A 19,908-nucleotide genomic window follows, 5' to 3' on the forward strand; every position below is an offset into this window, starting at 1 on the left:
AGGGGGATCGTGACGGCTCGGAGGAGATGGTCCACACGAAGGGTGCGCCCTTCGCGGCGTCTGGGTGACGAGGACGCCGGGACCAGAGAGCAGGAGCCGCCGATCGGGAGCGCCACCTCCACCGATCACAGAAGGGCCCTTGCGACTCATACTTGCGAGGGCCCTTCGCCTGCGCGCACGACCCGCCCGCAGCGCCGCCAGGCGCACGGTCCTCCAGGACCGCGCCGGGGCGCTCCCGTCAGTCCCGGGGCGGGACGACCGCGACGAGGCAGGGCGCACGCTCGACGAGGCTCTTGGTCACGTCCAGGTCGAGGATGCCGGCGATGGACCGTCTGGCGTGGGGGCCGAGGACGACGACGTCCATCCCCGTGGCGGCGCGGATGATGGCTTCGTCCGACAGACCCCGCTCCACGCGGAGCGACAGGTCGAGGGACGGGTGCAGGTGGCACACCTGCCGTTCGACCGCCCGCAGGTGTGTCCACGCCTCGTCGTGCTCGCCGCTGTCAGGAGGGACGCGGCTGGGCGGACGTCCGTCGAAGACGGTCCGGACCAGGACGAGCGGCCACCCGCGCGACTCGGCCAGCCGGGCGCCCCATTCCACTGCCGGCTCGGAGTGCCGCAACCCGTCGGTCGCGACGAGGACTCCGCGCCCCGACTCCGGAGGGGCGCCGGGACGACACACCACGACCGGGCAGCGGGCGTGCTGGGTGAGTGCGACGCTGACCGATCCCAGCAACAGGCTCGACACGGGGCCACGGCCTCGGGATCCCACCACCAGCAGGTGGGCATGCCGGGAGGCGTCGAGGAGCACGGTCCGGGGATCGTCGAGCACCAGGTCGGAGTGGACCGATCCCACCCCGTGCTCCGCGGCACGCTCGTGGGCACGGTGCAGCACGGCTCGCCCGTCCGCCTGCATGGCGGCCGAGATCGTCCTCGTGTCGACGTCGAGTCCGGCCAGCGTGCCCAGGGTGGCCGCATGCAGCAGCGTCAACGGTCGCTTCTCGAGTCGGGCCTGGTCGGCCGCCCAGTCCACCGCGCGCACACTGGTCTCGGACCCGTCGACACCCACCACGACGTGGCCTGCGACGTCGTGTGCCGTACCCATCAGCCGTCCGACCCGATGGGGGCACCTGACCGGTGCGCGCTGGCCGGCCGCGGCGGCGAAGGCGGCACCTTCCTCGATCGAGGGGCGTTCGCAAGCTCGAACAACACGGCCGCGGTCGCAGCCCCGAGCCAGCCCAGGGCGAGGTCGCCGACGGTGTCGGCGTACGCCGTCCCGACCTCTCCGGACCGGGTCACGAAGGCGCAGTACTCCCAGACCTCCCACGCGAGCGCGAAGGTCATGCCGGCCGCGACTGAGATGGTCAACCTCCGCGGGAACGTCGCGTGTGCTGATCCGGCGAGGATGACCGTGGCTGCGCCGAGCAGGCAGGTGCTGACGACGTGCATGGCGTCGTCGAACCAGGTGACCCGGTCGTACAGGTCGATCCGGTTGCCGAGCAGGTCGGAGAACGCCGGCAATGTGATGAACAGGTCCGCCAACCAGGGGTAGGGGGCCGCGGGTCGTCGCACCGCGTAGACCAGTGGCACCAGGAACGCCAGCATCGGGTAGGTGATGGCACGGGTCCCGGGAGCCTTCCCCTCGAGGTTTCCCCACCCGGGGTCCAGAGCCACCCGCGACACAGCCAGGAGGAGCACCAGCTTGGCGCACACGTCGAGCACGACCACCCACTCATGGGTCGCGACCGGGTCGCTGCGGCTGCGGCGAGAGCCTGTCACCACGACTCACCTCCCAGGGGGTGTGCGCGGCACGTAATGGCCACACCTAGATCCTCGCGAACCCCGACCGGCGTGGGTAGGGACGAACGTCGGCACCCGACCAGGACCTCTGACAGCGTGCGCGCGGACTGCCCGACGTGTCCGCCGTCCGGCCCGGGACCGGCCGTCGGCCTCAGGACACGCGCACCACCGCGGCACCGGTGACCCGCCCCGACGCCAGGTCGTCCAGGGCCTGGTCCGTCCGATCCAGTCCGTACGTCGTCACGCGCGGCCTGATGCCGAGCGTGCCGGCCAAGGCCAGCAGCTCGCGCCCGTCCTGCCGGGTGTTCGCGGTGACGCTCGTCAGGCTCCGCTCGCGGAAGAGGTCGGCCTGGTAGTCCAGGGACGGGATGTCGGTCAGGTGGATGCACGCGATCGCCAGGGTCGCTCCCTGGTCGAGGGCGCGCAGCGCAGGAGGCACCATCTCGCCCACCGGTGCGAAGAGGATGGCACCGTCGAGCGGGACGGGTGGCTCGTCACCGACGTCCCCCGCCCAGTCCGCGCCGAGCTCGAGCGCCAGTGCTCGGGCCTCGCTCTCACGGCTGACCGCGTGGACGTGCACGCCCCACGCGAGCGCCACCTGGGCGGTCAGGTGCGCGCTGGCACCGAAGCCGTACAGGCCGAGGTGGTCGCCGGCCCGCACGCCGGACCTGCGCAGCGCGCGATACCCGATGATGCCGGAGCACAACAGGGGCCCGGCGACCTCGTCGGCGAGGTCGTCGGGCAGCGCGTAGGCGAAGGCGGCCGGCACGACGGCGTACTCCGCGAAGCCGCCGTCGGCGTCCCAGCCCGTGTAGAGCGAGGACCGGCACAGGTTCTCCCGGTCGGAGCGGCACCAGCGACACGTCCCGCAGGTGGACCGCAGCCAGGCAACCCCGGCCCGGTCGCCCGCCCGCCACCCGTGCACGCGTGGCCCCATGTCGACGACCTCCCCGACGATCTCGTGTCCCGGCACCCGTCGTGGGGCGCGTGGCTCGAGCTCCCGGTCGGCCAGGTGGAGGTCCGTGCGGCACACCCCGCACGACCGGACCCGCACCAGCAGCTCGTCGGCTCCGGGCTCTGGCTCCGGCAGGTCGACGTGCTCCAGTCGGCCGAGGGTGCCCGGCCGCCCACCCACCACCCATGCCTCCACTGCCGCTCACCGCCTCCGTGTGCGTGCGTCCCCGGGGCGGTCCGGCACGGCCGTGGCCACCCAGTGGCGGAAGTGGCCGGGATCCCTGCGCTCGAGCTCGTCCAGCAGGGCGCTGCGCTGCTCGACCAGCACCAGCCGTCGCCCGACCGAGGTGGTGCTGCGCTGCACCTCCGCGGTGGTCCAGTCCCAGAAGCGGAGCAGGTCACGGGTGGCGTGCGCCTCCGGGGGGCCGGTGGTCCGCCTGGTCGACCAGGCGAGGAACTGGGTCTTGGCCAGCTGCACGACGACGGGCGAGGTCACCAGCAGCAGGGATCCCACGAGCACCCCGACACCGCGCAGGGTCGCGACGAGTGCGTCCGCAGCCACCGCCCCGAGACTGGCCCAGATGAGGGCTCGCCGCACCCACAGCCAGCGATCGGGACGGTCATCGGTGAGCACGAACCCGAGGGCGCCCCCGAAGAAGGCCGACACCAGCACGAGCGCCGCGATGCGCGTCGACCCACCGGCGGCGACGTCGTAGACCAGGCAGGACGCCACCACGATCCCTGTGGTCGCGGCCCATGCGAAGCGATAGGTCCTCATCGGTGCTGCCCTGTCCGGTCCGGGCGCCGGGGCGGGGTGCCTGCCACCGGCTCGTAGCTCCACCGTGGCGCGTCCGGTGGCCGTGCCACAGAGGCGTGCGACCGGGTCCCCCGGGGTCGCTCGCACCTCGTGAGGCGGGACCTTGTGCCCCGTGCAGGTGCGCTGGAGTGGCCGGACCCACCCAGGGAGCGGCGGTGGACGACGCTGCCGATGCCAGATGCCCAGCGAGCCGTCCGCACCGGGTCCGGCTCCGGCGTCGACGGGGCTCCGCGCCGGCGGCGTACGACGCCGTGCGGCGGCCGCACCTCGGCCGCCCGACGTGAGAGAATCCCTCGTGCATCCGTCCCCCAGCCCGGAGCAGGAGATCCGCCTGCAACGTGCCCTCGACGCGCTGCCGATGCCCCTGCAGCAGACCGCGGTGCACCTCCTCGAGTCCTGGCCCGGACGTGTCGTCACCCGCACGGCGTGGAACCTGCAACGCATCGAGATCTTCGACCGGGCGATGACCGTCGCGGCCCAGCTCTTCACGTCGATCTTCCCCATCCTGATCCTCCTCGCCTCGTGGTCGGGGAACACCGGGCGCCTGTTCACCGACACGCTCGCGATGCCGCCCGAGGCCGAGTCGCAGGTCGACCTCGCGTTGAAGGAGTCCAGCTCGACGGCGTTCGGCGTCGTCGGCGCGGTCATCGTCCTGGTCTCGGCGACGAGCCTGTCGCGCGCCCTCGCCCGCGCCTTCGCCAAGGTGTGGTCGCTACCGAAACCGACGAGCTCCCCGAAGGAGGCGTGGCGCTGGGTCGCGGTCGTGCTGGGCATCGCTCTGTCGCTGGTGGCTCTCCGGCGCTCGCAGACGATCGCCGACGGGATCCCGCCGCCCCACCTCTGGGCCGAGGTCGTCGCGCTCGCGCTGCTCGTCCTCGTCGCAGGCTTCACGCCGTGGGTGCTGCTGAAGGGCGTGGTCAGCGCGCGAGCGCTGGCGACCGGTGCCGCTCTCTTCGGCGTCGTCATGCTCCTGGTGCGCCCGGTCACCGAGATCTGGCTGGCCCGCGCGCTCGAGTCGAGCGCGACCCGCTACGGGTCGATCGGCGTGGCGTTCACCTATCTGGCGTGGCTCTACGTCATCGCGTGGATCCTCCTGGCCACCGCCGTGCTCGGGCAGGTCCTCGTCACCGACGACGGCAGGATCGGCCGCTTCCTGGCGGGCGGCAAGGACCTCGTCCGGCTCCAGCCCACCACCTCGGTCTCGTCCTCCGGCGCCGACGCCAGCGATCGAGCACCGGATCCTGCTGACTGACCACTGCTCCGAGTCGGGCACGCCACCCACCCGGTGAGAGTGTCCCGGTCCCGGGACCGGGGGGCTCCCGGCAGGTAGGTTGCCGCCGTGACGGGAGGCGCACGCCGGACGCGAAGCGGCGCCGGCATCGGGTTGCTGCAGGTCTGCGCGGCCGGCGTGCTGTGGGGCACGGGCGGCCTGGTCGTGTCCGTCCTCCATGAGCGCGACGGACTCGGCGCCCTCACCGTGAGCGCATGGCGCATGGCCCTGGCCGCAGCGGCGCTGATCGCGTTCGCGGCGGTGACCGGACGCTGGCGCGCGGCCACCGGCACGGCTCGCGCCCACCCGGCCCTGGTCGTCGCGGTGGGGTGCGGCACGGCGGCCTACCAGGCGCTCTACTTCCTCGCGGTCCTGCTGGTCGGGGTGAGCGTCGCGACGGTGGTCTCGCTGGGACTGGCCCCGGTCCTGGCTGCCGCGTGGGAGCACGTGCGCGCCCGCACCCGTCCGGCGCGACGGGAGGTCGCCGTGCTGGTGGCCGCGCTCACGGGACTGGTGCTGATCAGCGCCACGGCCGGCCACGGCTCGGAGGCGCCCGGGAGCGACCCGACGCTGGGGCTCGTGCTGGCCGTCGCCTCCGGGGTGACCTACGCCGCCACCACCGTCCTCGGCCACACCCTGGCCCAGCGCGTCGACCCCATCGCGCTCACCACCTGCGCGACCGTCGTCGGAGCGGTCGCGCTGGCGCCCTTCCTCGCGGCAGCGGCCGCCGCCGGACACCCGGTCGTGTCGACCGCGCCGTCCTCGCTGGTGCTCCTCGTCTACCTCGGGCTGGCGACGATGGCGCTGTCGTACGGCCTGCTCTACGCGGGCCTGCGGACCACGTCGGGATCGGCCGCGACCGTCGCCACCCTCGTCGAGCCGCTGACTGCGGCCGTGCTCGCGACGCTCCTGCTCGGTGAGCGGCTGCCGTGGCCCGCGATCGTCGGAGGCCTGCTGATCCTGGGTGCCGTGGTGGCGCTGCGACCCCGGGAGGACCAGCCGGCTCCGGTCTGACGGGCTCGGGGTGCCGATCGCGGCCGGACCTGCCACTATTTCGTCGTACCCGACTCGGAGGGACGGCCATGACGCTCGACACCGCCAGCCTCCGCGTGTCCTTCGCGCTGGTCGCGCTCACGTTGGTGGTCCTGTTCTACGTGATCACCTACCGCACGGGGCGGTCCGCGTACGCCGCGTGGTGGTGCGCGTCCCTCGCGCTGTTCCTCGTCGGGGCCTCCGCCTACCTGCTGGCCGGCACCACCCACCAGGCCTGGGCCAACCCCCTCGGCAACGCCCTGATCACGCTCGGCGCCGGCTGCGTGTGGGCCGGTAGCCGCTCGCTGCGACGGGACCGACACGCCCTGCCGCGCTGGCTGCTGGCGTTCGCCCCGCTCGTCGTCGGGGTCATGTCGTTGCTGGGCGACCCGGCGGACGACGCCTGGTCGGGCGGCGAGTTCTTCCTCGCCGCGATGTGGATCCAGCTGGGCCTGGCGGGCATGGAGCTGGGGGTCCTGGTGCGCGGCGCGAACGCCGACGCCCACCCCGACGCGTACGCCTACCGCAGGACCGTGTGGGCGCTGCTGCTGGCGTGCTGCACGGTGGCCGCCTTCTACCTCGGCCGGTGGGTCGCGTTCCTGGCCGTCGGGCCCGACCGGCCGCTGTTCACGACCTTCTTCGGCGAGCAGGTCACGACACTCGCCACGACGGTGCTGCTCGCCACGGTGTCGTTCAGCATGTCGACGCTGAGCGAGGAGCAGCAGAAGGAGGCGCTTCGCGACACCGCCGCCCGCGACGGCCTCACCGGCCTGCTCAACAGGACGGCCTTCTTCCAGCTGGCGGAGGCAGCCCGGGAGCGGGCCCTCGGGGACGCCGCCGGCGGGTCGCTCGTCATGGCGGACCTCGACCACTTCAAGCAGCTGAACGACCAGTACGGGCACCAGGCCGGCGACCGTGCCCTCGTGGCGTTCGCGGACTGCTGCCGATCGGCTGTGCGCTCGGCCGACCTGGTTGCCCGCTACGGCGGGGAGGAGTTCGTCATCCTGCTGCCCGGCGCCGACGCGGCCCGCGCCGACGAGGTCGCGCGCGCGATCAGCACGGGGCTGGCCCGCCGCTCCGAGCCGGACCTGCCCCTGCCGACCGTCAGCTTCGGTGTCGCCGAGCTCGACCCGGCCCTGAGCCTGGACGAGATGGTCCAGCGCGCCGACACGGCGCTCTACCGCGCGAAGACGACCGGCCGGGACCGGACGGTGCACTACACGACCGAGATCGCGCCGTAGGCCCTCGCGAGGCACTACGCTTCCTGCATGTTGATCCTTGCCATCATCCTGTTCGGCATGATCGCCGGTGCCCTGGCGCAGATGGTGCTCGGTCACTCGATGCGCGACGTGAACTGGACCCTCGCCATCGTGACCGGTCTGATCGGCTCGTTCGTGGGTGGCCTGCTGGTGAGCCTGCTCGCGGGCGACGGGCTGGAGCTGCGACCCAGCGGGCTGATCGGCTCGTTCGTCGGGGCCCTGCTGCTCACCCTCGCGTGGGGTTGGTACGACAAGCGCCGCAGCTCGGTCTGAGGCGTTCCGCGGCTAGTCGATCGGCCGGCGTGGTTCGAGGCCGACCGCCGTGCGGAGCCGCTCCGGCCCGTCGGCGGGAAGGTCTGCCCGCAGGAGCGTGACCTCGCCACTGACGATCCGCTGCCTGACGGCCGGGACGACGACGGACAGGTCTGCGGCCCCGGACAGCACCATCAGCGCGGACGTGCGCGGGGCGAGGTGTGCGGTGACCTCTTCGAGGATGACCGGGTCCAGACCGGTCGCAGAGAGCCGGTCGGCGACGTCCGGGGGAAGGGCCTTACCGTCGTGCGAGGCGCGCAGCGCCGTACGGAGCAGCGCAACGAGGACCGACGGCTCCCGCGGGCTCACCTCCGCGGGCGGCCACAGCCGGGTGACGCGAGGGCGGTGGGCGCCGGGCGCCCAGGAGACCACGATGGCGTCGATCACCTCGAGGGCACGAGCGTCCTCGAGGCGGCGCAGCCGCACCGACCCGGCCGTGGCCCCGAGCGGGGTACCGTAGCACCACACCGTCAGGGCCGGCACGAGCACCGGACCCGACGGCGTGGCACCAGGTGGTGGTGCTCAGGCCTCCTCGAAGACCTCACGGATGGCGCGCTCCTGCTCGTCGCTCAGGTTGGTGTAGATCAGCTCCGGCTTCGCGTCGGCGAACCCCTGGTGCACCCGGTCCACCACGACGTCCGAGGTCATGATGAACAAGGCGGACGTGCCGGGGGTGACCTCGTCGCGGAGCCGGTTGATGAACTTGTCATCGATGCCGACGTCGGAGAGCGAACCTGCCAGCGCGCCGGACGCCGCGCCGATCGCAGCACCGAGGAGGGGGACGAAGAAGATCAGTCCGAACAGCATCCCCCAGAACGCGCCGCCGAGCGCCCCGGCACCGGCGAGGTTGTTGAGCTGCCGCGTCTGCGGCTTCTTCTTCCCCTCCTCCCACCGGACGGTGGCGGCATCGTGGATCGTGAGCAGCCGCTGGGCCGCCATGTCCTTGAGGATGTCCGTCGCCTTGTCGGCGCCATCAGGGGTGTCGAACTTCCAGACGGTGAGCGTTGCCATGGGTGGTCCCTTCGGTGTGGGCAGAGTACGACGATCGTCGTCCGCCGGAGGGTGGGGCGATTCCCCCGGCGAGGGTGAACCGCACACCACCCCCAGGGGTGTGAACACCCGCACGATCGGCCTCGGACTCACATACTGAGCCGATGACCGGCGACCCCGCCGCCCCTCACGACCGGCTGCTGGTCGGGGCCATGCAGACGTCCCCCGACGCGTTCGTCGTCCTCGACCACGAGGACCGGGTGGAGTGGTGGAACCGGGCTGCGGAGCGGCTCTTCGGGTGGCCCGTGGAGGAGGCAGCGGGGCAGCTGCTCACCGACCTCGTCGTACCTGAGCAGTACCGCGCCGCGCACCACGCAGGACTCCGGCGCCGCGCGGCCGGTGCGCGTCCACGCCTGGGAGCAGACCCCGTGCAGGTCGAGGCCCTGTGCCGGGACGGCCGCCGCATCCTGGTGGAGCTCAGCGTGGGTGAGCTCGAGTGGCAGGGAGGGCGGCGCTTCCATGCGTTCATCCGGGACGTGACGGACCGGGAAGCCGCCCGCGGGGCGCTCGAGCTGAGCGAGAACCGGTCACGCACCGCGTTCGAGAACGCGCCCGTCGGCATGCTCCTGACCGAGGTGGACGGGGACGGGTTCGGTCAGGTGATGTCGGTGAATCCCGCCGCCGTGGAGATGCTCGGCCGGTCGTACGACGAGCTGCGGTCCCTGTCGCTCGGCGCGATCACCCACCGCGACGATGCGCCGCTGGACGCCGATCGGGTGCCCGGGCTCCTGCGGGGCGACGTCGACAAGCTGCAGTACGAGAAGCGCTTCGTCAGGCCCGACGGTCGGCCGGTGTGGGTGTCGTTCAGCGCCAGTGTCGTGCGCGACATCGACGGCACGCCGATGCACGCCATCCACCAGCTGGTCGACATCACCGAGCGCCTCGCGGCCGCGCAGCAGCTGGTCCGGCTCAACGACGAGCTGCGACGGACCAACGAGGAGCTCGCCGCGGCGAACGCCGAGCTCGACCGTTTCACCGCCGCCGTGGCACACGACCTGAAGTCACCGCTGATGGCGATCCTGATGCACGCCGACCTGATGGTGGAGTCGCACGGCCACGGGGGTGCCCTCCGCGGCGCGGCTGCCATCTCCCGCTCGGCGAGGCGGTTGAACGCCCTCATCGAGGGCCTCCTCGGCTACTCCCGCGCCGAGCATGCGGCGCTGCGGCGCCAGTGGGTGGACCTCGACACCCTGGTCGACGAGGTCGCGGAGGAGCTCGCCGTCGCTGCCGGCGGACGTCCACGCGTCACCCGCGACCGGCTGCCGTCGCTGCACGTCGAGGCCGTCCTGCTCCGACAGGTCGTCGCCAACGTGATCGGGAACGGCCTCAAGTACGTCGCGCCGGACGTGACACCGCACGTGCACGTCAGCGCGGAGCAGGACGACTCCACCCAGGCCTGGACGCTGCGCTTCCGCGACAACGGCATCGGCATCCCCTCGGCGTCTCGGGAGCGGGTCTTCGAGATCTTCCACCGCGAGGCCACGGACCACCCGGGCAGCGGGATCGGCCTGGCGACCTGCCGACGCATCGTCGAGCGGCACGGCGGCCGGATCTGGGTCGACGACGGGGACGACGGTGGCAGCGTCGTGTCAGTCCTGCTCCCGCCCAGCGGGTAGGCGCTCGCCGTCGAACTTCACGACGAGCATCGCCAGGTCGTCGGCCAGCTCCTCGCCGCCGTGGAAGGCGCGGACGGCGGCGAGCACCTCCCCCGCCAGCTCGTCGGCGGACAGGTCGCGGTGCTTGCGCATCACCTCGGCGACCCCCTCGGAACCGAACTGGTCCCGGCCCAGGCGCGCCTCGACCAGCCCGTCGGTGAACACGCACAGCACCTCGCCGGGCGCCAGCTCGACCGCGGCGTCGTGCAGCTCCGGGTCGTCGAAGAGCGCGAGCGCGGTGCCGAGCGTGCCGACCTCCTCCACCTCGCCGTCGGTCCGGAGGACCAGCGGCCAGTGGTGGCCGGCGAGCGTCAGCGTGATGCGCAGCGGGGCCGGCGAGGCGTCGGTCGCGCGAGGCGGTCGCAGGTGCCCGTGCACGAGCGTGCAGTGCCGCTCGGACTCGGTCTGCGCCTGCAGGACCGTGTTGACCTCGTGCAACGTCGCCGCGGGCGACAGCGCCGGGTCGGCGAGCGCGCGCAACGTGTAGCGGGTGGCGACGCTGACGGCAGCCGCCTCCGCGCCCTTGCCGCTGACGTCGCCGAGCACGAACGCCCACGTGTCCCCGTCCAGGGCGAACACGTCGATGAAGTCGCCACCGATCTCGCGTCCGTCACCGGCGGGGACGTAGCGGCTGGCCAGGTCGCACCCCGGCACGTCCGGCAACCGCGTCGGCACCATGCTGGCCTGCAGGGTCGCGGCGACGCGGGATCGGTCGTCGAGGACCTGTTGGAGGCGCTGCTGGTCGCGGACCCGCTCGGTCACCTCGCGCAGCACGACGAGCTCCCCCGCCGGGCGACCCGCGACGTCGGTGAGGGGCTGCTGGCTGACGTCGAAGGTCCTGGGGTTGCCACCCGCCTCGTCGGCCAGCACGAGCCCGCCCGGACCGACCTCCACGATCTCCGAGGTGGCCATCAGGTCGCTCACCCGCCTCCCGACGAGCTCGCCGCGGGTCCTGCCCGCGAGCGCCACGGCCGCCGGGTTGACGTCGACCACCCGCTCGAACGCGTCGAGGACGAAGACGGCGTCGGCCATGCTCTCGACGACCGCGCTGCGGGCCAGCGGGGCGAGGTCCACCAGGCGCTCCTCGAACAGGCCCCACACCAGCAGCCCTCCGGTCACGATGAACGCGAACGGCGTCAGGTCGATGAGCGCGAACCAGCCGACCTCGAGGTTGTGCAGGATGTTGGCCGCCCAGGGCAGCAACGCCGAGGCGAGCAATACCAGGGCCATCCGCCGGTAGGTCCGCGCCAGCCGCACCATGCTGGCGACGAACAGCACCGTCGCGCCGACGAGCAGCACGTTGTTGTAGGCGAAGATCGCCCAGAACGCGGGGCCCGACTCGACGACCGGCAGGTCGTGGGTGCCGGCCGGGTCCGAGTAGGAGCGCACCAGGTCGTGCGTGGCCGGCACCGCCAGCACCAGCAACGCAGCCACGGCCGGGACGGCCAGCAGGGCCACCAGCCGCCGGGTGACCAGCCGGCCGCGGCCGGTGTACTGGAGCGCGAAGACCAGCCAGGCGGGCGCGAGCGTGACGATGCCGACGTACTTGAGGTCACCCCACAGCCTCTTGGTCGCCACGTCGTCGACGGAGAGCTCCACGGCGTACGCCGTCCCCCACCACGCCACGGCGACCAGCAGCACCGCCAGGCTCCAGCCCATCGCCGTGCCGCGACGCCAGGCGACGTACGCCGCCAGCGCGGCCAGCACCAGCCCGGCGCCGGCCATCAGGGTCGCGAGCAGCGTCAGCACTGGATCCTCCCGCGCTCGGACCCGCCCACGCGCCCCTCGCGCGGCCGGTACCTCCACGCTAGTCGCAGGCTCACGGGACGTCAGGGGTTCCTGCGTGGTCGTGCCTCCTTTGGGTGAGGCAGCGAAGACCGATCACCCGGAGGACCTTCGCCCCTGCCGCAGGCCCCGCGCCGATCCTGGCCCACGGCTTCGCCAACAGCATCGGCTTCACGTGGTTCTACTTCGTCGGCCCGTTCTACGGCCCTGTGGTGAGCGCGGCGCGCCAGCCATTGGGTGGTCCGACGATCTCGCTCGGCGTACCGAGCGGGCGAGGGGGCCGGTCAGGCCTCCATGGCCTCGGGGAGGCTGACGGCCGCCTCGTCGCCGAGGAGCGTCGCGTAGGAGAAGCCGGCGATGAGGCCACCGACGACGGGGGCGAGGATGAACAGCCAGAGCTGGGCGATCGCGTCACCGCCGGCGAAGAGGCCGACACCGATGGACCGCGCCGGGTTCACCGACGTGTTGGTCACGGGGATGCTGATCAGGTGGATCAGGGTCAACGCCAGGCCGATGGCCAGCGGCGCCAGGCCCTTGGGCGCCCGGCTGTCGGTGGCTCCGAGGATCACCCACAGGAAGACCGCGGTCAGCAGGACCTCGATGACCAGGCACGCGAGGAGGTTGTAGCCCATGGGTGAGCGATCCCCGTAGCCGTTCGACGCGAAGCCGCTCTCCTGCGCGGAGAAGCCGTCCAGCCCGTTGGCCACGACGAGCAGGACCGCGCCGGCCGCGATCCCGGCGACCACCTGGGTGGCGAGGTAGGCAGGCGTCTCCCTCCACGCGATCCGACCGCCGGCCGCTGCGCCGAGGGTGACGGCGGGGTTGAAGTGGCCTCCCGAGATGTGGCCGACCGCGTAGGCCATCGTCAGGACGGTCAGGCCGAAGGCCAGGGAGACACCGAGCCAACCGACGCCGACCTCCTTGTTGGTCGTCGCCAGCACGGCCGTCCCGCACCCGCCGAAGACGAGGACGAAGGTGCCGAGGAACTCGGCCGCGAGGCGCTTGCTCATGCTGGGCTCGACTGCCATGACGATCTCCTCCACTGCCTGCGACACCGAACGGTCGGTCGTGTCCTTCGAGTATCACCTCGACGAGGCCGATCGCGGGGACCGGTGCAGACCACACGTCGCGTCGCGGGGCGCTGGCAGGTCGCGGCCCGCTCTGGCACGTTGGGGGCGTGACCGACCAGGCGGCTCCGACCCTCGTCCCCCGGGAGTGGAGCGCGGAGCCTGCCGACGTGCTGCTCGCCGACGGGACCATCGCGGTCATCAGGTCGCTGCGCGAGGACGACCACGACGCCGTGCTCCAGCTGCACGAGTCGGTGTCGACGGACACGCTCCGACTGCGCTTCTTCTCCCCCAGCCGTGAGGCCGGTCGGCGCTACGTCGACCACCTCTTCGCTCCCGGCAACACCGCGTCGGCGGCTCTGGTGGCCCTGGTCCAGGGGCGTGTCGCCGGCCTGGCGACCGCCGAGCTGCTCTCCCCCGACGCCGCGGAGGTCGCTTTCCTCGTCGCCGACGAGGACCGGGGACGGGGCCTGGGCAGCCTGCTGCTGGAGCACCTCGCCGCCCTCGGCCGGCGCCACGGGGTCAGCCGCTTCGAGGCGGAGGTCCTCGGCGACAACTACGGGATGCTCGGCGTGTTCCGCGCGGCGGGGTTCGGTGCCACCCGCCGGACCGTCGCCGGGGAGGTGGAGGTCGAGCTGCGCACCGACGCCTCGCGCGAGGCGGTCGAGGCGGCCGACCGCCGCGACTGGCGCGCCGCCGCCCGTTCCCTCCGGCCGTTGCTGCACCCGACGAGCGTCGCCGTGGTCGGCGTACGACGATCCGCGGGGGGCTTCGGGCACGGGGTGCTCGAGGCGATCCGGAGCTCCACCTACGCCGGCGACCTGCACGTGGTGCACCCCGAGGCGGACGTCATCGACGACCTGCCGACGGTGCGCCGCCTGACCGACCTCGACGGGCCGGTCGACCTGGTCGTGGTCGCGGTCCCGGCCGACGGCGTCGCCGACGTGCTGCGGGACGCCGCCGAGAACGGAGCGGGCGCGGCGGTGGTCATCTCGTCGGGCTTCTCGGGCAACGGCAGCGACGAGCGTCGCCAGGAGCTGCTCGGCCTGGCGCGCGCCCACAGCCTCCGCCTGGTCGGCCCGAACTCACAGGGCGTGCTGGCGAACGGCATCGGTCTCAACGCGACGCTCCTCCATGACGTGCCCGAGGTGGGCGGCCTCGCCGTCGCGTCCCAGTCCGGCGGCATGGGATTCGCGCTGCTCGACCTCGCCCGCGACGTCGGGCTCGGCGTGCAGGCGTTCGTGTCGCTCGGCGACAAGGTCGACGTGTCGAGCAACGACCTCCTCGCGGCGTGGATGGACGACGAGTCGGTCGCGGCCGGCGCGCTCTACCTCGAGTCGTTCGGCAACGCGCTCAAGTTCGCCCGCACCGCGCGACGCTTCGCCGAGCAGAAGCCGCTGCTCGCGGTGGTGGGCGGCCGCGCGCGGGCGCGACAGGACCCGTCGGCCTCCTCGACCGTCGGGGTCGGTGTCGACGCGCTGCTCGACCAGTCGGGCGTGATCGCCTGCCGGACCGGTGCGGAGCTGACCGAGACCGCGCTGCTGCTGGTGCAGCAGCCGCTGCCCTCCGGTCTCCGGGTGTGCATCGTCTCCAACACCGGTGGCGTGGGCGCCCTCACGACCGATCGGGCCGACGGCCAGGGCATGGTCGTCGCGCCGACGTCGTACGACCTGGACGCCGCCCTGCGCGCGGCCGTCCCGGGCGCGGTCGACGTCCGCAACCCGGTCGACCTCGGAGCCGACGTGACGCCCGAGGCGCTCACCGCGGCCCTGCGCGCCGTGCTCGACGCCGGCGAGGCCGACGCCGTCCTGGTCGTGCTCGTCGCCAACCGGCTGGCGGACCGCGATGCGCTCTTCGACGCCGTCGCCCGGGCGCGGCCGGCAGGGGCCGGCGTGCCCCTGCTCCTGGTCACCCCCGGCGCCGCCTTCGACGCGGCCCGCGGGCTCCCGGGTGTCACGGTCTACCGCACCACGGACGCGGCGATCGGGGCGCTGGGCAGGGCGATGCGCTACGCCGCGTGGCGACGCGTCCCGGCGGACCAGCCCGAGGTCGAGCTCGGCACCCGCGGCGTGCACGCCCGCACCTGGGCGCGGTCGCGCCTCGCCGCCAGGCGCGGCGAGCCGGAGTGGCTGGCACCCTCCGCGCAGGCCGAGCTGCTGGCCCCCTACGGCATCCACCTCGTCGGCCGGATCGCGCCCGGACCGGACGAGGCACAGGCGGTCGCGGCGGACATCGGCTACCCCGTGGCCGTGAAGGTCGCCGACCCGACGGTCCTGCACAAGTCCGACCGCGGCCTGGTGAGGATCGACCTGCGCACCGTCGGCGACGTCGCCGACGCCGTCCGACGCTTCGCCGACGAGCTCGGCCGCGACCGTGTCGACGTCCTCGTGCAGCCGCTGGTCCTCGGCCACCTCGCATCCGTCGGCCTCGTGCGCGACCCGCAGCTCGGCCCGCTCGTCCGCGTCGCGGGCGGCGCCGCCGGTCCCGTCGACAGCTGGGCCGACGAGGTGCTGCTGCTCCCGCCCGTCGGCGCTGCCGACGCCGCCCGCGCCGTGCGGGCCCTGCGCCTGTGGCCCCAGCTGGTGGGCGACCACGGCCTCGAGGAGGTCGATCTCGCCCCGCTCGAGGCGCTGGTGGCGTCGGTGGGCCGGCTCGCCGTCGACGTGCCCCACGTCTCCGACCTCACCCTCGAGCCGGTGGTCGTCAACGCACACGGCCTCTTCTGCGTCGACGTCAAGGTGCGCATCGCCGAGCCGCCCGAGCTCGACACCGGCATCCCGCGCCGGCTGCGACCCTAGTCGTCGGCCCGGTCGTCCCTGACCGCGCGGAGGAGGCTCCGGCGGACGAGCCCGTTCGCGAGCGGAGGCAGGGCCACGAGGTCGAACCACTCGATCTCGTCGTGCTCGTCGGGAGCGAGGTTGGCCGGCGTCCCTTGCCAGCCGGTCACGAGCCACGCGCTCAGCTCCACCGGCTCGCCGGCGGGCCGGACGACGACTCGGCAGAGATGCGACGTCGCCCCGCTCGCGATCCGCACCCCGAGCTCCTCGCGCAGCTCCCGGGCCAGCGCCTGCCTCTCCGACTCACCGTCCTCGACGACTCCGCCGGGGAGGTCCCACACGCCCGGGAAGGCTCGCTTGCGCGCACTCCGGTGACCGAGGAGCACCCGGTCCTCGCGGACCAGCGCACCGACCACGACCCTCACCATCCGCGGATCACACCACGGACGTCCGACACCCCGGGTACCCGCGATGATCGGGGTGTGATGCTCAGCCGAGAAGACGTCCAGGCCGCAGAGGCGCGGATCAGCGGGCGAGTGCGACGGACGCCCCTGTTGCGCCCCTCCGGTCGCGGCGCCGTGTGGCTCAAGTGCGAGTTCCTCCAGCACTGTGGGGTGTTCAAGACCCGAGGTGCGTTCAACCGCCAGCTGGCGGGACTGGAGTCCCGCGAGATCGGTGACGCCGGCATCGTCGTGGCCTCAGGCGGCAACGCGGGTCTCGCTCAGGCGTTCGCGGCACGGGAGCTGGGCATCCGGGCCACCGTCTTCGTGCCGCAGACGGCTCCCGAGGTCAAGGTCCAACGCATCCGGGCCTATGGCGCGGAGGTGAGGTACGCCGGCAGCGAGTACGCCGAGGCCCACCGAGCAGCGGTCACTTTCGGGGAGGAGACCGGCGCAGCCTTCGCCCATGCCTACGACCACTCGAGGTCGCGGCTGGAGCGGGCACCCTCGCCGAGGAGATCCTGGAGGACGAACCGTCCATCGACACCATCATCGTCGCCGTCTCGTCACGGACGACGAGATCGTTCGTGCCAGGTCGAGCCTGTGGAGCGAGTACCGCGTGCCGTCCGAGACGGGGGCGGCCACGGCGTACGCCGCGTTGCTCTCGGGCCGGTACGTGCCAGAGGAGGACGAGCGCGTCGCGGTCGTCGTCTGCGGCGCCAACACGGATCCGGCCACGCTGGACCGAGGCGACTGACGAATGACCCCGGATCACCCGGGCCCCACCCTCTCGCGGAGGCCTCCGGCCAGCCACGAGATCGTGACGAGGTCGATCGCCTCACCAGCGACCGCGACCAGCCACTTCCTCCTGACGGGTCCCATCCGGAGTCGCAGGCGGACGCGCGCGGACCCCGGGTCCAGCGGCGCGACCGCGATCGCCCACGTCACGTCGGTCCGGCCTCGACGGGAGGTGTGGACGAGGGTGTGTGGCGGATCGATCTCAGCCACGGTGAAGGTCTCGTCCCTGCCGCCGTAGTCGGGGATCACCGAGCCCACGACGAGGTGCTGCCACCGCTGGTCGACGATTCGCGACGCACGTCGTGACCTGGGCACCACGCGCTCGACGCGGTGCGTCATGTACCAGCCGGCGCGACCCTTGCCCAGCTGCACCAACCACGGCCACACGTCCTCCGGCGACGCGCGGAGGGTGAACGCGCGGTCCATGACGGCGTCGGGGCGGCTGATGAGCGCGTCCCCAGGCATCGGTGAGTCGACCTCCGCAGCGGTCGGTCGGACCTGGTCCAGGCCCAGCGCACGTGACAGCTTGGAACTCATCCCGTCTCCTTCGTCCCACGGTATCTGTCGCCCTCGGTGCTGGTGCGAGAGCCAGGGCGCGCGATCTCCCCTCACCCCTTGGGGCTGGGGCACTGCGCACCGAGGCGGAGGGGGGATGTTGAATGGCGGCTGTCCGTAACCCGATGAGCAGGAGCTCTACGTGAACAAGACTGAACTGCGCGACGCCATCGCCTCGCACGCCGAGCTGAGCAACGCCCAGGCCGACAAGGCCCTCGAGGCCGTCATCACCTCCATCACGAACGCCGTCGCCGGCGGTGACAAGGTCACCGTCCCGGGCTTCGGCACGTTCGAGTCCCGGGAGCGTTCGGCTCGCACCGGTCGCAACCCGCAGACCGGCGAGACGATGGAGATCGCGGCCAGCAAGGCGCCCGCCTTCAAGCCGGCCGCAGCGTTCAAGAACGCCGTCAACGGCTGACCGTTGCGTCTCGACGAGCCACGCGGCTCGCGGCACCCAGGAGAAGACCGACCAGTCTTCGGGTGCGGCGGGCCGCGTGTCACGTCTGGGGAACCACGTAGCGCCACTGACAGCCGGCCCGCGCGATGTACAACATCCCGTCCACCACCGTCCGCAGGTCATCGGCATGCTCGCTGCCGGGCGCGTCGAACACTGGCTTCAGGAACTCCCACTGGGCATCTGCCCGGCCACGTGGGTATGACACGCCCCGCACGGTGACGATGCGGTCGATCCCAGACAAGAGGGACACACCCAGTTGGGCTAGGGCTCCGGACGTCGACGGACGTGCCTGTGGCCCCGCTACCTGGTAGGTGGCGGGGCGTGGGGCGGGGTCACGGTCGGCGAGGTCGCGGGATCGCAGTCGGGTCGGGCGGCTCGGCAGGATCGATCGAGCAGCTGCCGGTCCGGTCGCGTCGGTAGCGGTGGCCGTAGGGGCTGGTCCACTCGAAGCAGCCTGGCTCGGTCATCCGGTAGGTCCAAGAGGTGTGGGTCTTCAGCCGGTGGTGGAACCGGCACAGGCAGGCGAGGTTCCACGTCGCGGTGGGTCCGGGTTGTGGCCGTCCCTCTGATTGCGCGTCGTGGTCGTGCTCGATCACGTGGTCGACGTCGCAGCCACGGGCGGGGCGGGTGCACCACGGGAAGACACAGGTGCGGTCCCGGAGAACGACCTGCTCGCGGATCCGGTCGGGGACCTCGTAGGCGTCGGTGTGCAGCTGGGCATTGAGGTCGACGACCGGCTTGATGGTGACCTTCGTGCGGGAGTCGGCACACCAGTCCCTGACCTGCTCCAGCAGGACCAGCCGCTGACGCTCCTCCATCCGCCCCGTCGGCCCGAACACCGCCGCCTCGCCGGCGAAGCCGGCGTCGAAGTGGGCATGGAGGACGACCTCGCGGGCGACGGGAAGCCCGTCAGCGGCGCGGGCGCTGCCCTGACCGCTCGCGTGGAGGTCGAGGGCGGTCTGCGTCCTAGCCAGATCACCCAACGCCGCAGAGCGGCGAGCCCCCAACGGCGCATCGGAGCCGAGCGCCTTCAACATGGCAGCGCCGCGGGCCAGAGCCCGGTCGAGGTCGACGGCGTCGGCGATGTCGAGCTCGGCCTCCAGCCGCATCGTCCCGGCGAAGTGCACGTCCTCGTCATGGATCGTCACGTGCCGCGGGTCGACCGACAGGTAGCCGTCCTCCGGATCCGCGGCCGGATCCGCCTCGGCGAGGTCGAACCGCTTGATCGCCTCGGCCACGAGCCGGTCCAGCTGCGCCGCCCCGACCCTCCCGGCCACGGCGGCGACCTGCGCGTCCACGAACCCCGCCGCATCCCGGGTCAGGGCGGGCGTCGCGTGGATGGTCCTCTCGGCCACCAGGCGGGCCCGCCACGCCGGCACCCGCCCGGCCAGGACCAGCGCCCACAACCGCGGGAGGCGGTGGCGCAGCTCCAGGGCATGGCCGACGAGCTTCTTCGCCGCCGTCGTCGAGGTCCCGAGGACCCCGCCGAGCTCGGCCAGGCAGAACTCCGCCACCAACGGCGCACCCTCACCCGCGATGGGCTCCTCGTGCTCGCAGCCGGGCACGCTGAAGGCCGCCGCGGAGTGGATCGACTCCGGCGGGTGCAAGTCCGCCCACCGGGCAGCGAGCACCAGCTGGTCGGCCGCCGCCCGCTGCTCCTCCACGCGACGGGAGCCGATCGCACGCAGCAGGTCGGAGGCGGTGAGGTCCTCGACCCCACCTGCTTCCGGTCCCGTCAGCGTCTCGATCATGTGTTCGATTGTACCCGGGACCACCGACAGTGAGGAGAGGGCGAACTCAAGCGGTTGATCCACTCGATCGTGACCGAATCCGTCGGACGCCGTCGTGCCATTCTCACCGAGCATCCGGGCCCCTGCCGC

General features: G+C 72.7%; 20 protein-coding genes and 1 pseudogene. 9 read left to right on the plus strand and 12 right to left on the minus strand.

All coding sequences use genetic code 11. The annotated features are described in order from the left end of the window. Nucleotides 1–238 precede the first annotated feature (238 nt). The 4 genes from NYO98_RS08670 to NYO98_RS08685 form a co-directional block, all read right to left on the minus strand. Entirely contained in the window at nt 239–1,105 is an 867-nt protein-coding gene (locus NYO98_RS08670; RefSeq protein WP_268111201.1) for a universal stress protein, read from the minus strand. Further along, nucleotides 1,105–1,782, minus strand: coding sequence for a hypothetical protein (locus NYO98_RS08675; RefSeq protein ID WP_268111202.1), 678 nt, complete (start codon nt 1,780–1,782; stop codon nt 1,105–1,107). The genes NYO98_RS08670 and NYO98_RS08675 overlap by 1 nt, the downstream gene beginning before the upstream one ends. Before the next feature lie 169 nt (nt 1,783–1,951). Next, nucleotides 1,952–2,935 (minus strand): zinc-dependent alcohol dehydrogenase family protein, encoded by a 984-nt coding sequence (locus NYO98_RS08680; protein WP_268111203.1) that lies wholly within the window; start codon nt 2,933–2,935, stop codon nt 1,952–1,954. A gap of 21 nt (nt 2,936–2,956) precedes the next feature. Then, nucleotides 2,957–3,532: a hypothetical protein gene (locus NYO98_RS08685; protein ID WP_268111204.1), complete on the minus strand. Its 576-nt coding sequence runs from the start codon at nt 3,530–3,532 to the stop codon at nt 2,957–2,959. 334 nt (nt 3,533–3,866) lie between these two features. On the opposite strand from NYO98_RS08685, the gene NYO98_RS08690 reads away from it, so the two are divergent. The 4 genes from NYO98_RS08690 to NYO98_RS08705 all read left to right on the plus strand — a co-directional run bounded on the left by NYO98_RS08690 (nt 3,867) and on the right by NYO98_RS08705 (nt 7,405). Then, nucleotides 3,867–4,823 carry a YhjD/YihY/BrkB family envelope integrity protein gene (locus NYO98_RS08690; RefSeq protein WP_268111205.1) on the plus strand — a complete coding sequence of 319 codons (957 nt, stop codon included), beginning with the start codon at nt 3,867–3,869 and terminating at the stop codon, nt 4,821–4,823. 87 nt (nt 4,824–4,910) lie between these two features. Further along, complete coding sequence (locus NYO98_RS08695; protein WP_268111206.1) at nt 4,911–5,855, plus strand: DMT family transporter; 945 nt, start codon at nt 4,911–4,913, stop codon at nt 5,853–5,855. Between the two features lie 68 nt (nt 5,856–5,923). Beyond that, nucleotides 5,924–7,114 (plus strand): GGDEF domain-containing protein, encoded by a 1,191-nt coding sequence (locus NYO98_RS08700; protein WP_268111208.1) that lies wholly within the window; start codon nt 5,924–5,926, stop codon nt 7,112–7,114. 27 nt (nt 7,115–7,141) lie between these two features. After that, nucleotides 7,142–7,405 (plus strand): GlsB/YeaQ/YmgE family stress response membrane protein, encoded by a 264-nt coding sequence (locus tag NYO98_RS08705; protein ID WP_268111210.1) that lies wholly within the window; start codon nt 7,142–7,144, stop codon nt 7,403–7,405. A gap of 12 nt (nt 7,406–7,417) precedes the next feature. Here NYO98_RS08705 and NYO98_RS08710 read toward each other — a convergent pair whose 3' ends face one another. Both NYO98_RS08710 and NYO98_RS08715 read right to left on the minus strand, forming a co-directional pair. After that, nucleotides 7,418–7,927 carry a hypothetical protein gene (locus NYO98_RS08710; protein ID WP_268111211.1) on the minus strand — a complete coding sequence of 170 codons (510 nt, stop codon included), beginning with the start codon at nt 7,925–7,927 and terminating at the stop codon, nt 7,418–7,420. A gap of 39 nt (nt 7,928–7,966) precedes the next feature. Continuing rightward, the gene (locus NYO98_RS08715) at nt 7,967–8,455 is read right to left on the minus strand and encodes a DUF1269 domain-containing protein (protein WP_268111212.1); all 489 of its coding nucleotides are present in this window, start codon (nt 8,453–8,455) and stop codon (nt 7,967–7,969) included. A gap of 143 nt (nt 8,456–8,598) precedes the next feature. On the opposite strand from NYO98_RS08715, the gene NYO98_RS08720 reads away from it, so the two are divergent. Continuing rightward, a complete protein-coding gene (locus NYO98_RS08720) occupies nt 8,599–10,110 on the plus strand; it encodes a sensor histidine kinase (protein WP_268111213.1) in 1,512 nt (503 codons plus the stop codon). Here the strand turns inward: NYO98_RS08720 and NYO98_RS08725 are convergent. Together NYO98_RS08725 and aqpZ are read right to left on the minus strand one after the other, a co-directional pair. Further along, a complete protein-coding gene (locus NYO98_RS08725) occupies nt 10,084–11,898 on the minus strand; it encodes a histidine kinase N-terminal 7TM domain-containing protein (RefSeq protein ID WP_268111214.1) in 1,815 nt (604 codons plus the stop codon). The two genes, NYO98_RS08720 and NYO98_RS08725, sit on opposite strands and share 27 nt — an antisense overlap. A 320-nt stretch (nt 11,899–12,218) precedes the next feature. Further along, on the minus strand, nt 12,219–12,962 hold the full coding sequence (gene aqpZ / locus NYO98_RS08730; protein WP_268111215.1) for an aquaporin Z: 744 nt from the start codon (nt 12,960–12,962) through the stop codon (nt 12,219–12,221). 149 nt (nt 12,963–13,111) lie between these two features. Between aqpZ and NYO98_RS08735 the strand changes: the two genes are divergently transcribed. Further along, entirely contained in the window at nt 13,112–15,799 is a 2,688-nt protein-coding gene (locus NYO98_RS08735) for a bifunctional acetate--CoA ligase family protein/GNAT family N-acetyltransferase (RefSeq protein WP_268111216.1), read from the plus strand. On the opposite strand, the gene NYO98_RS08740 is transcribed toward NYO98_RS08735, so the two are convergent. Beyond that, the gene (locus NYO98_RS08740) at nt 15,796–16,206 is read right to left on the minus strand and encodes an NUDIX domain-containing protein (RefSeq protein WP_268111217.1); all 411 of its coding nucleotides are present in this window, start codon (nt 16,204–16,206) and stop codon (nt 15,796–15,798) included. The genes NYO98_RS08735 and NYO98_RS08740 overlap by 4 nt on opposite strands. Nucleotides 16,207–16,263: 57 nt before the next feature. Here NYO98_RS08740 and NYO98_RS08745 point away from each other — a divergent pair. Both NYO98_RS08745 and NYO98_RS08750 read left to right on the plus strand, forming a co-directional pair. Then, nucleotides 16,264–16,641 (plus strand): annotated as a pseudogene (locus tag NYO98_RS08745) (pyridoxal-phosphate dependent enzyme); the annotation flags it as partial. A 196-nt stretch (nt 16,642–16,837) separates the two neighbouring features. Then, on the plus strand, nt 16,838–16,975 hold the full coding sequence (locus NYO98_RS08750; protein WP_268111445.1) for a hypothetical protein: 138 nt from the start codon (nt 16,838–16,840) through the stop codon (nt 16,973–16,975). 14 nt (nt 16,976–16,989) lie between these two features. On the opposite strand, the gene NYO98_RS08755 is transcribed toward NYO98_RS08750, so the two are convergent. Further along, nucleotides 16,990–17,553, minus strand: a complete 564-nt coding sequence (locus NYO98_RS08755; protein ID WP_268111446.1) for an SRPBCC family protein — start codon at nt 17,551–17,553, stop codon at nt 16,990–16,992. Nucleotides 17,554–17,713: 160 nt separating this feature from the next. On the opposite strand from NYO98_RS08755, the gene NYO98_RS08760 reads away from it, so the two are divergent. Beyond that, nucleotides 17,714–17,989: an HU family DNA-binding protein gene (locus NYO98_RS08760; protein WP_268111218.1), complete on the plus strand. Its 276-nt coding sequence runs from the start codon at nt 17,714–17,716 to the stop codon at nt 17,987–17,989. 79 nt (nt 17,990–18,068) lie between these two features. On the opposite strand, the gene NYO98_RS21895 is transcribed toward NYO98_RS08760, so the two are convergent. Then, nucleotides 18,069–18,278: a transposase gene (locus NYO98_RS21895; RefSeq protein WP_407673884.1), complete on the minus strand. Its 210-nt coding sequence runs from the start codon at nt 18,276–18,278 to the stop codon at nt 18,069–18,071. Nucleotides 18,279–18,360: 82 nt separating this feature from the next. Beyond that, a complete protein-coding gene (locus NYO98_RS08765) occupies nt 18,361–19,779 on the minus strand; it encodes an HNH endonuclease signature motif containing protein (protein WP_268111219.1) in 1,419 nt (472 codons plus the stop codon). Nucleotides 19,780–19,908: the final 129 nt, after the last annotated feature.

It is taken from the genome of Nocardioides pini, assembly GCF_026712185.1.
GTDB lineage: Bacteria > Actinomycetota > Actinomycetes > Propionibacteriales > Nocardioidaceae > Nocardioides > Nocardioides pini.

Excerpts from the sequence above, each read along its gene's own strand:
- NYO98_RS08670 (WP_268111201.1), bottom strand. The coding sequence starts at position 1,105 with ATGGGTACGGCACACGACGTCGCAGGCCACGTCGTGGTGGGTGTCGAC.
- NYO98_RS08685 (WP_268111204.1), bottom strand. The coding sequence starts at position 3,532 with ATGAGGACCTATCGCTTCGCATGGGCCGCGACCACAGGGATCGTGGTG.
- NYO98_RS08700 (WP_268111208.1), top strand. The coding sequence starts at position 5,924 with ATGACGCTCGACACCGCCAGCCTCCGCGTGTCCTTCGCGCTGGTCGCG.
- NYO98_RS08705 (WP_268111210.1), top strand. The coding sequence starts at position 7,142 with ATGTTGATCCTTGCCATCATCCTGTTCGGCATGATCGCCGGTGCCCTG.
- NYO98_RS08715 (WP_268111212.1), bottom strand. The coding sequence starts at position 8,455 with ATGGCAACGCTCACCGTCTGGAAGTTCGACACCCCTGATGGCGCCGAC.
- NYO98_RS08720 (WP_268111213.1), top strand. The coding sequence starts at position 8,599 with ATGACCGGCGACCCCGCCGCCCCTCACGACCGGCTGCTGGTCGGGGCC.
- aqpZ (WP_268111215.1), bottom strand. The coding sequence starts at position 12,962 with ATGGCAGTCGAGCCCAGCATGAGCAAGCGCCTCGCGGCCGAGTTCCTC.
- NYO98_RS08740 (WP_268111217.1), bottom strand. The coding sequence starts at position 16,206 with ATGGTGAGGGTCGTGGTCGGTGCGCTGGTCCGCGAGGACCGGGTGCTC.
- NYO98_RS08755 (WP_268111446.1), bottom strand. The coding sequence starts at position 17,553 with ATGAGTTCCAAGCTGTCACGTGCGCTGGGCCTGGACCAGGTCCGACCG.
- NYO98_RS08765 (WP_268111219.1), bottom strand. The coding sequence starts at position 19,779 with ATGATCGAGACGCTGACGGGACCGGAAGCAGGTGGGGTCGAGGACCTC.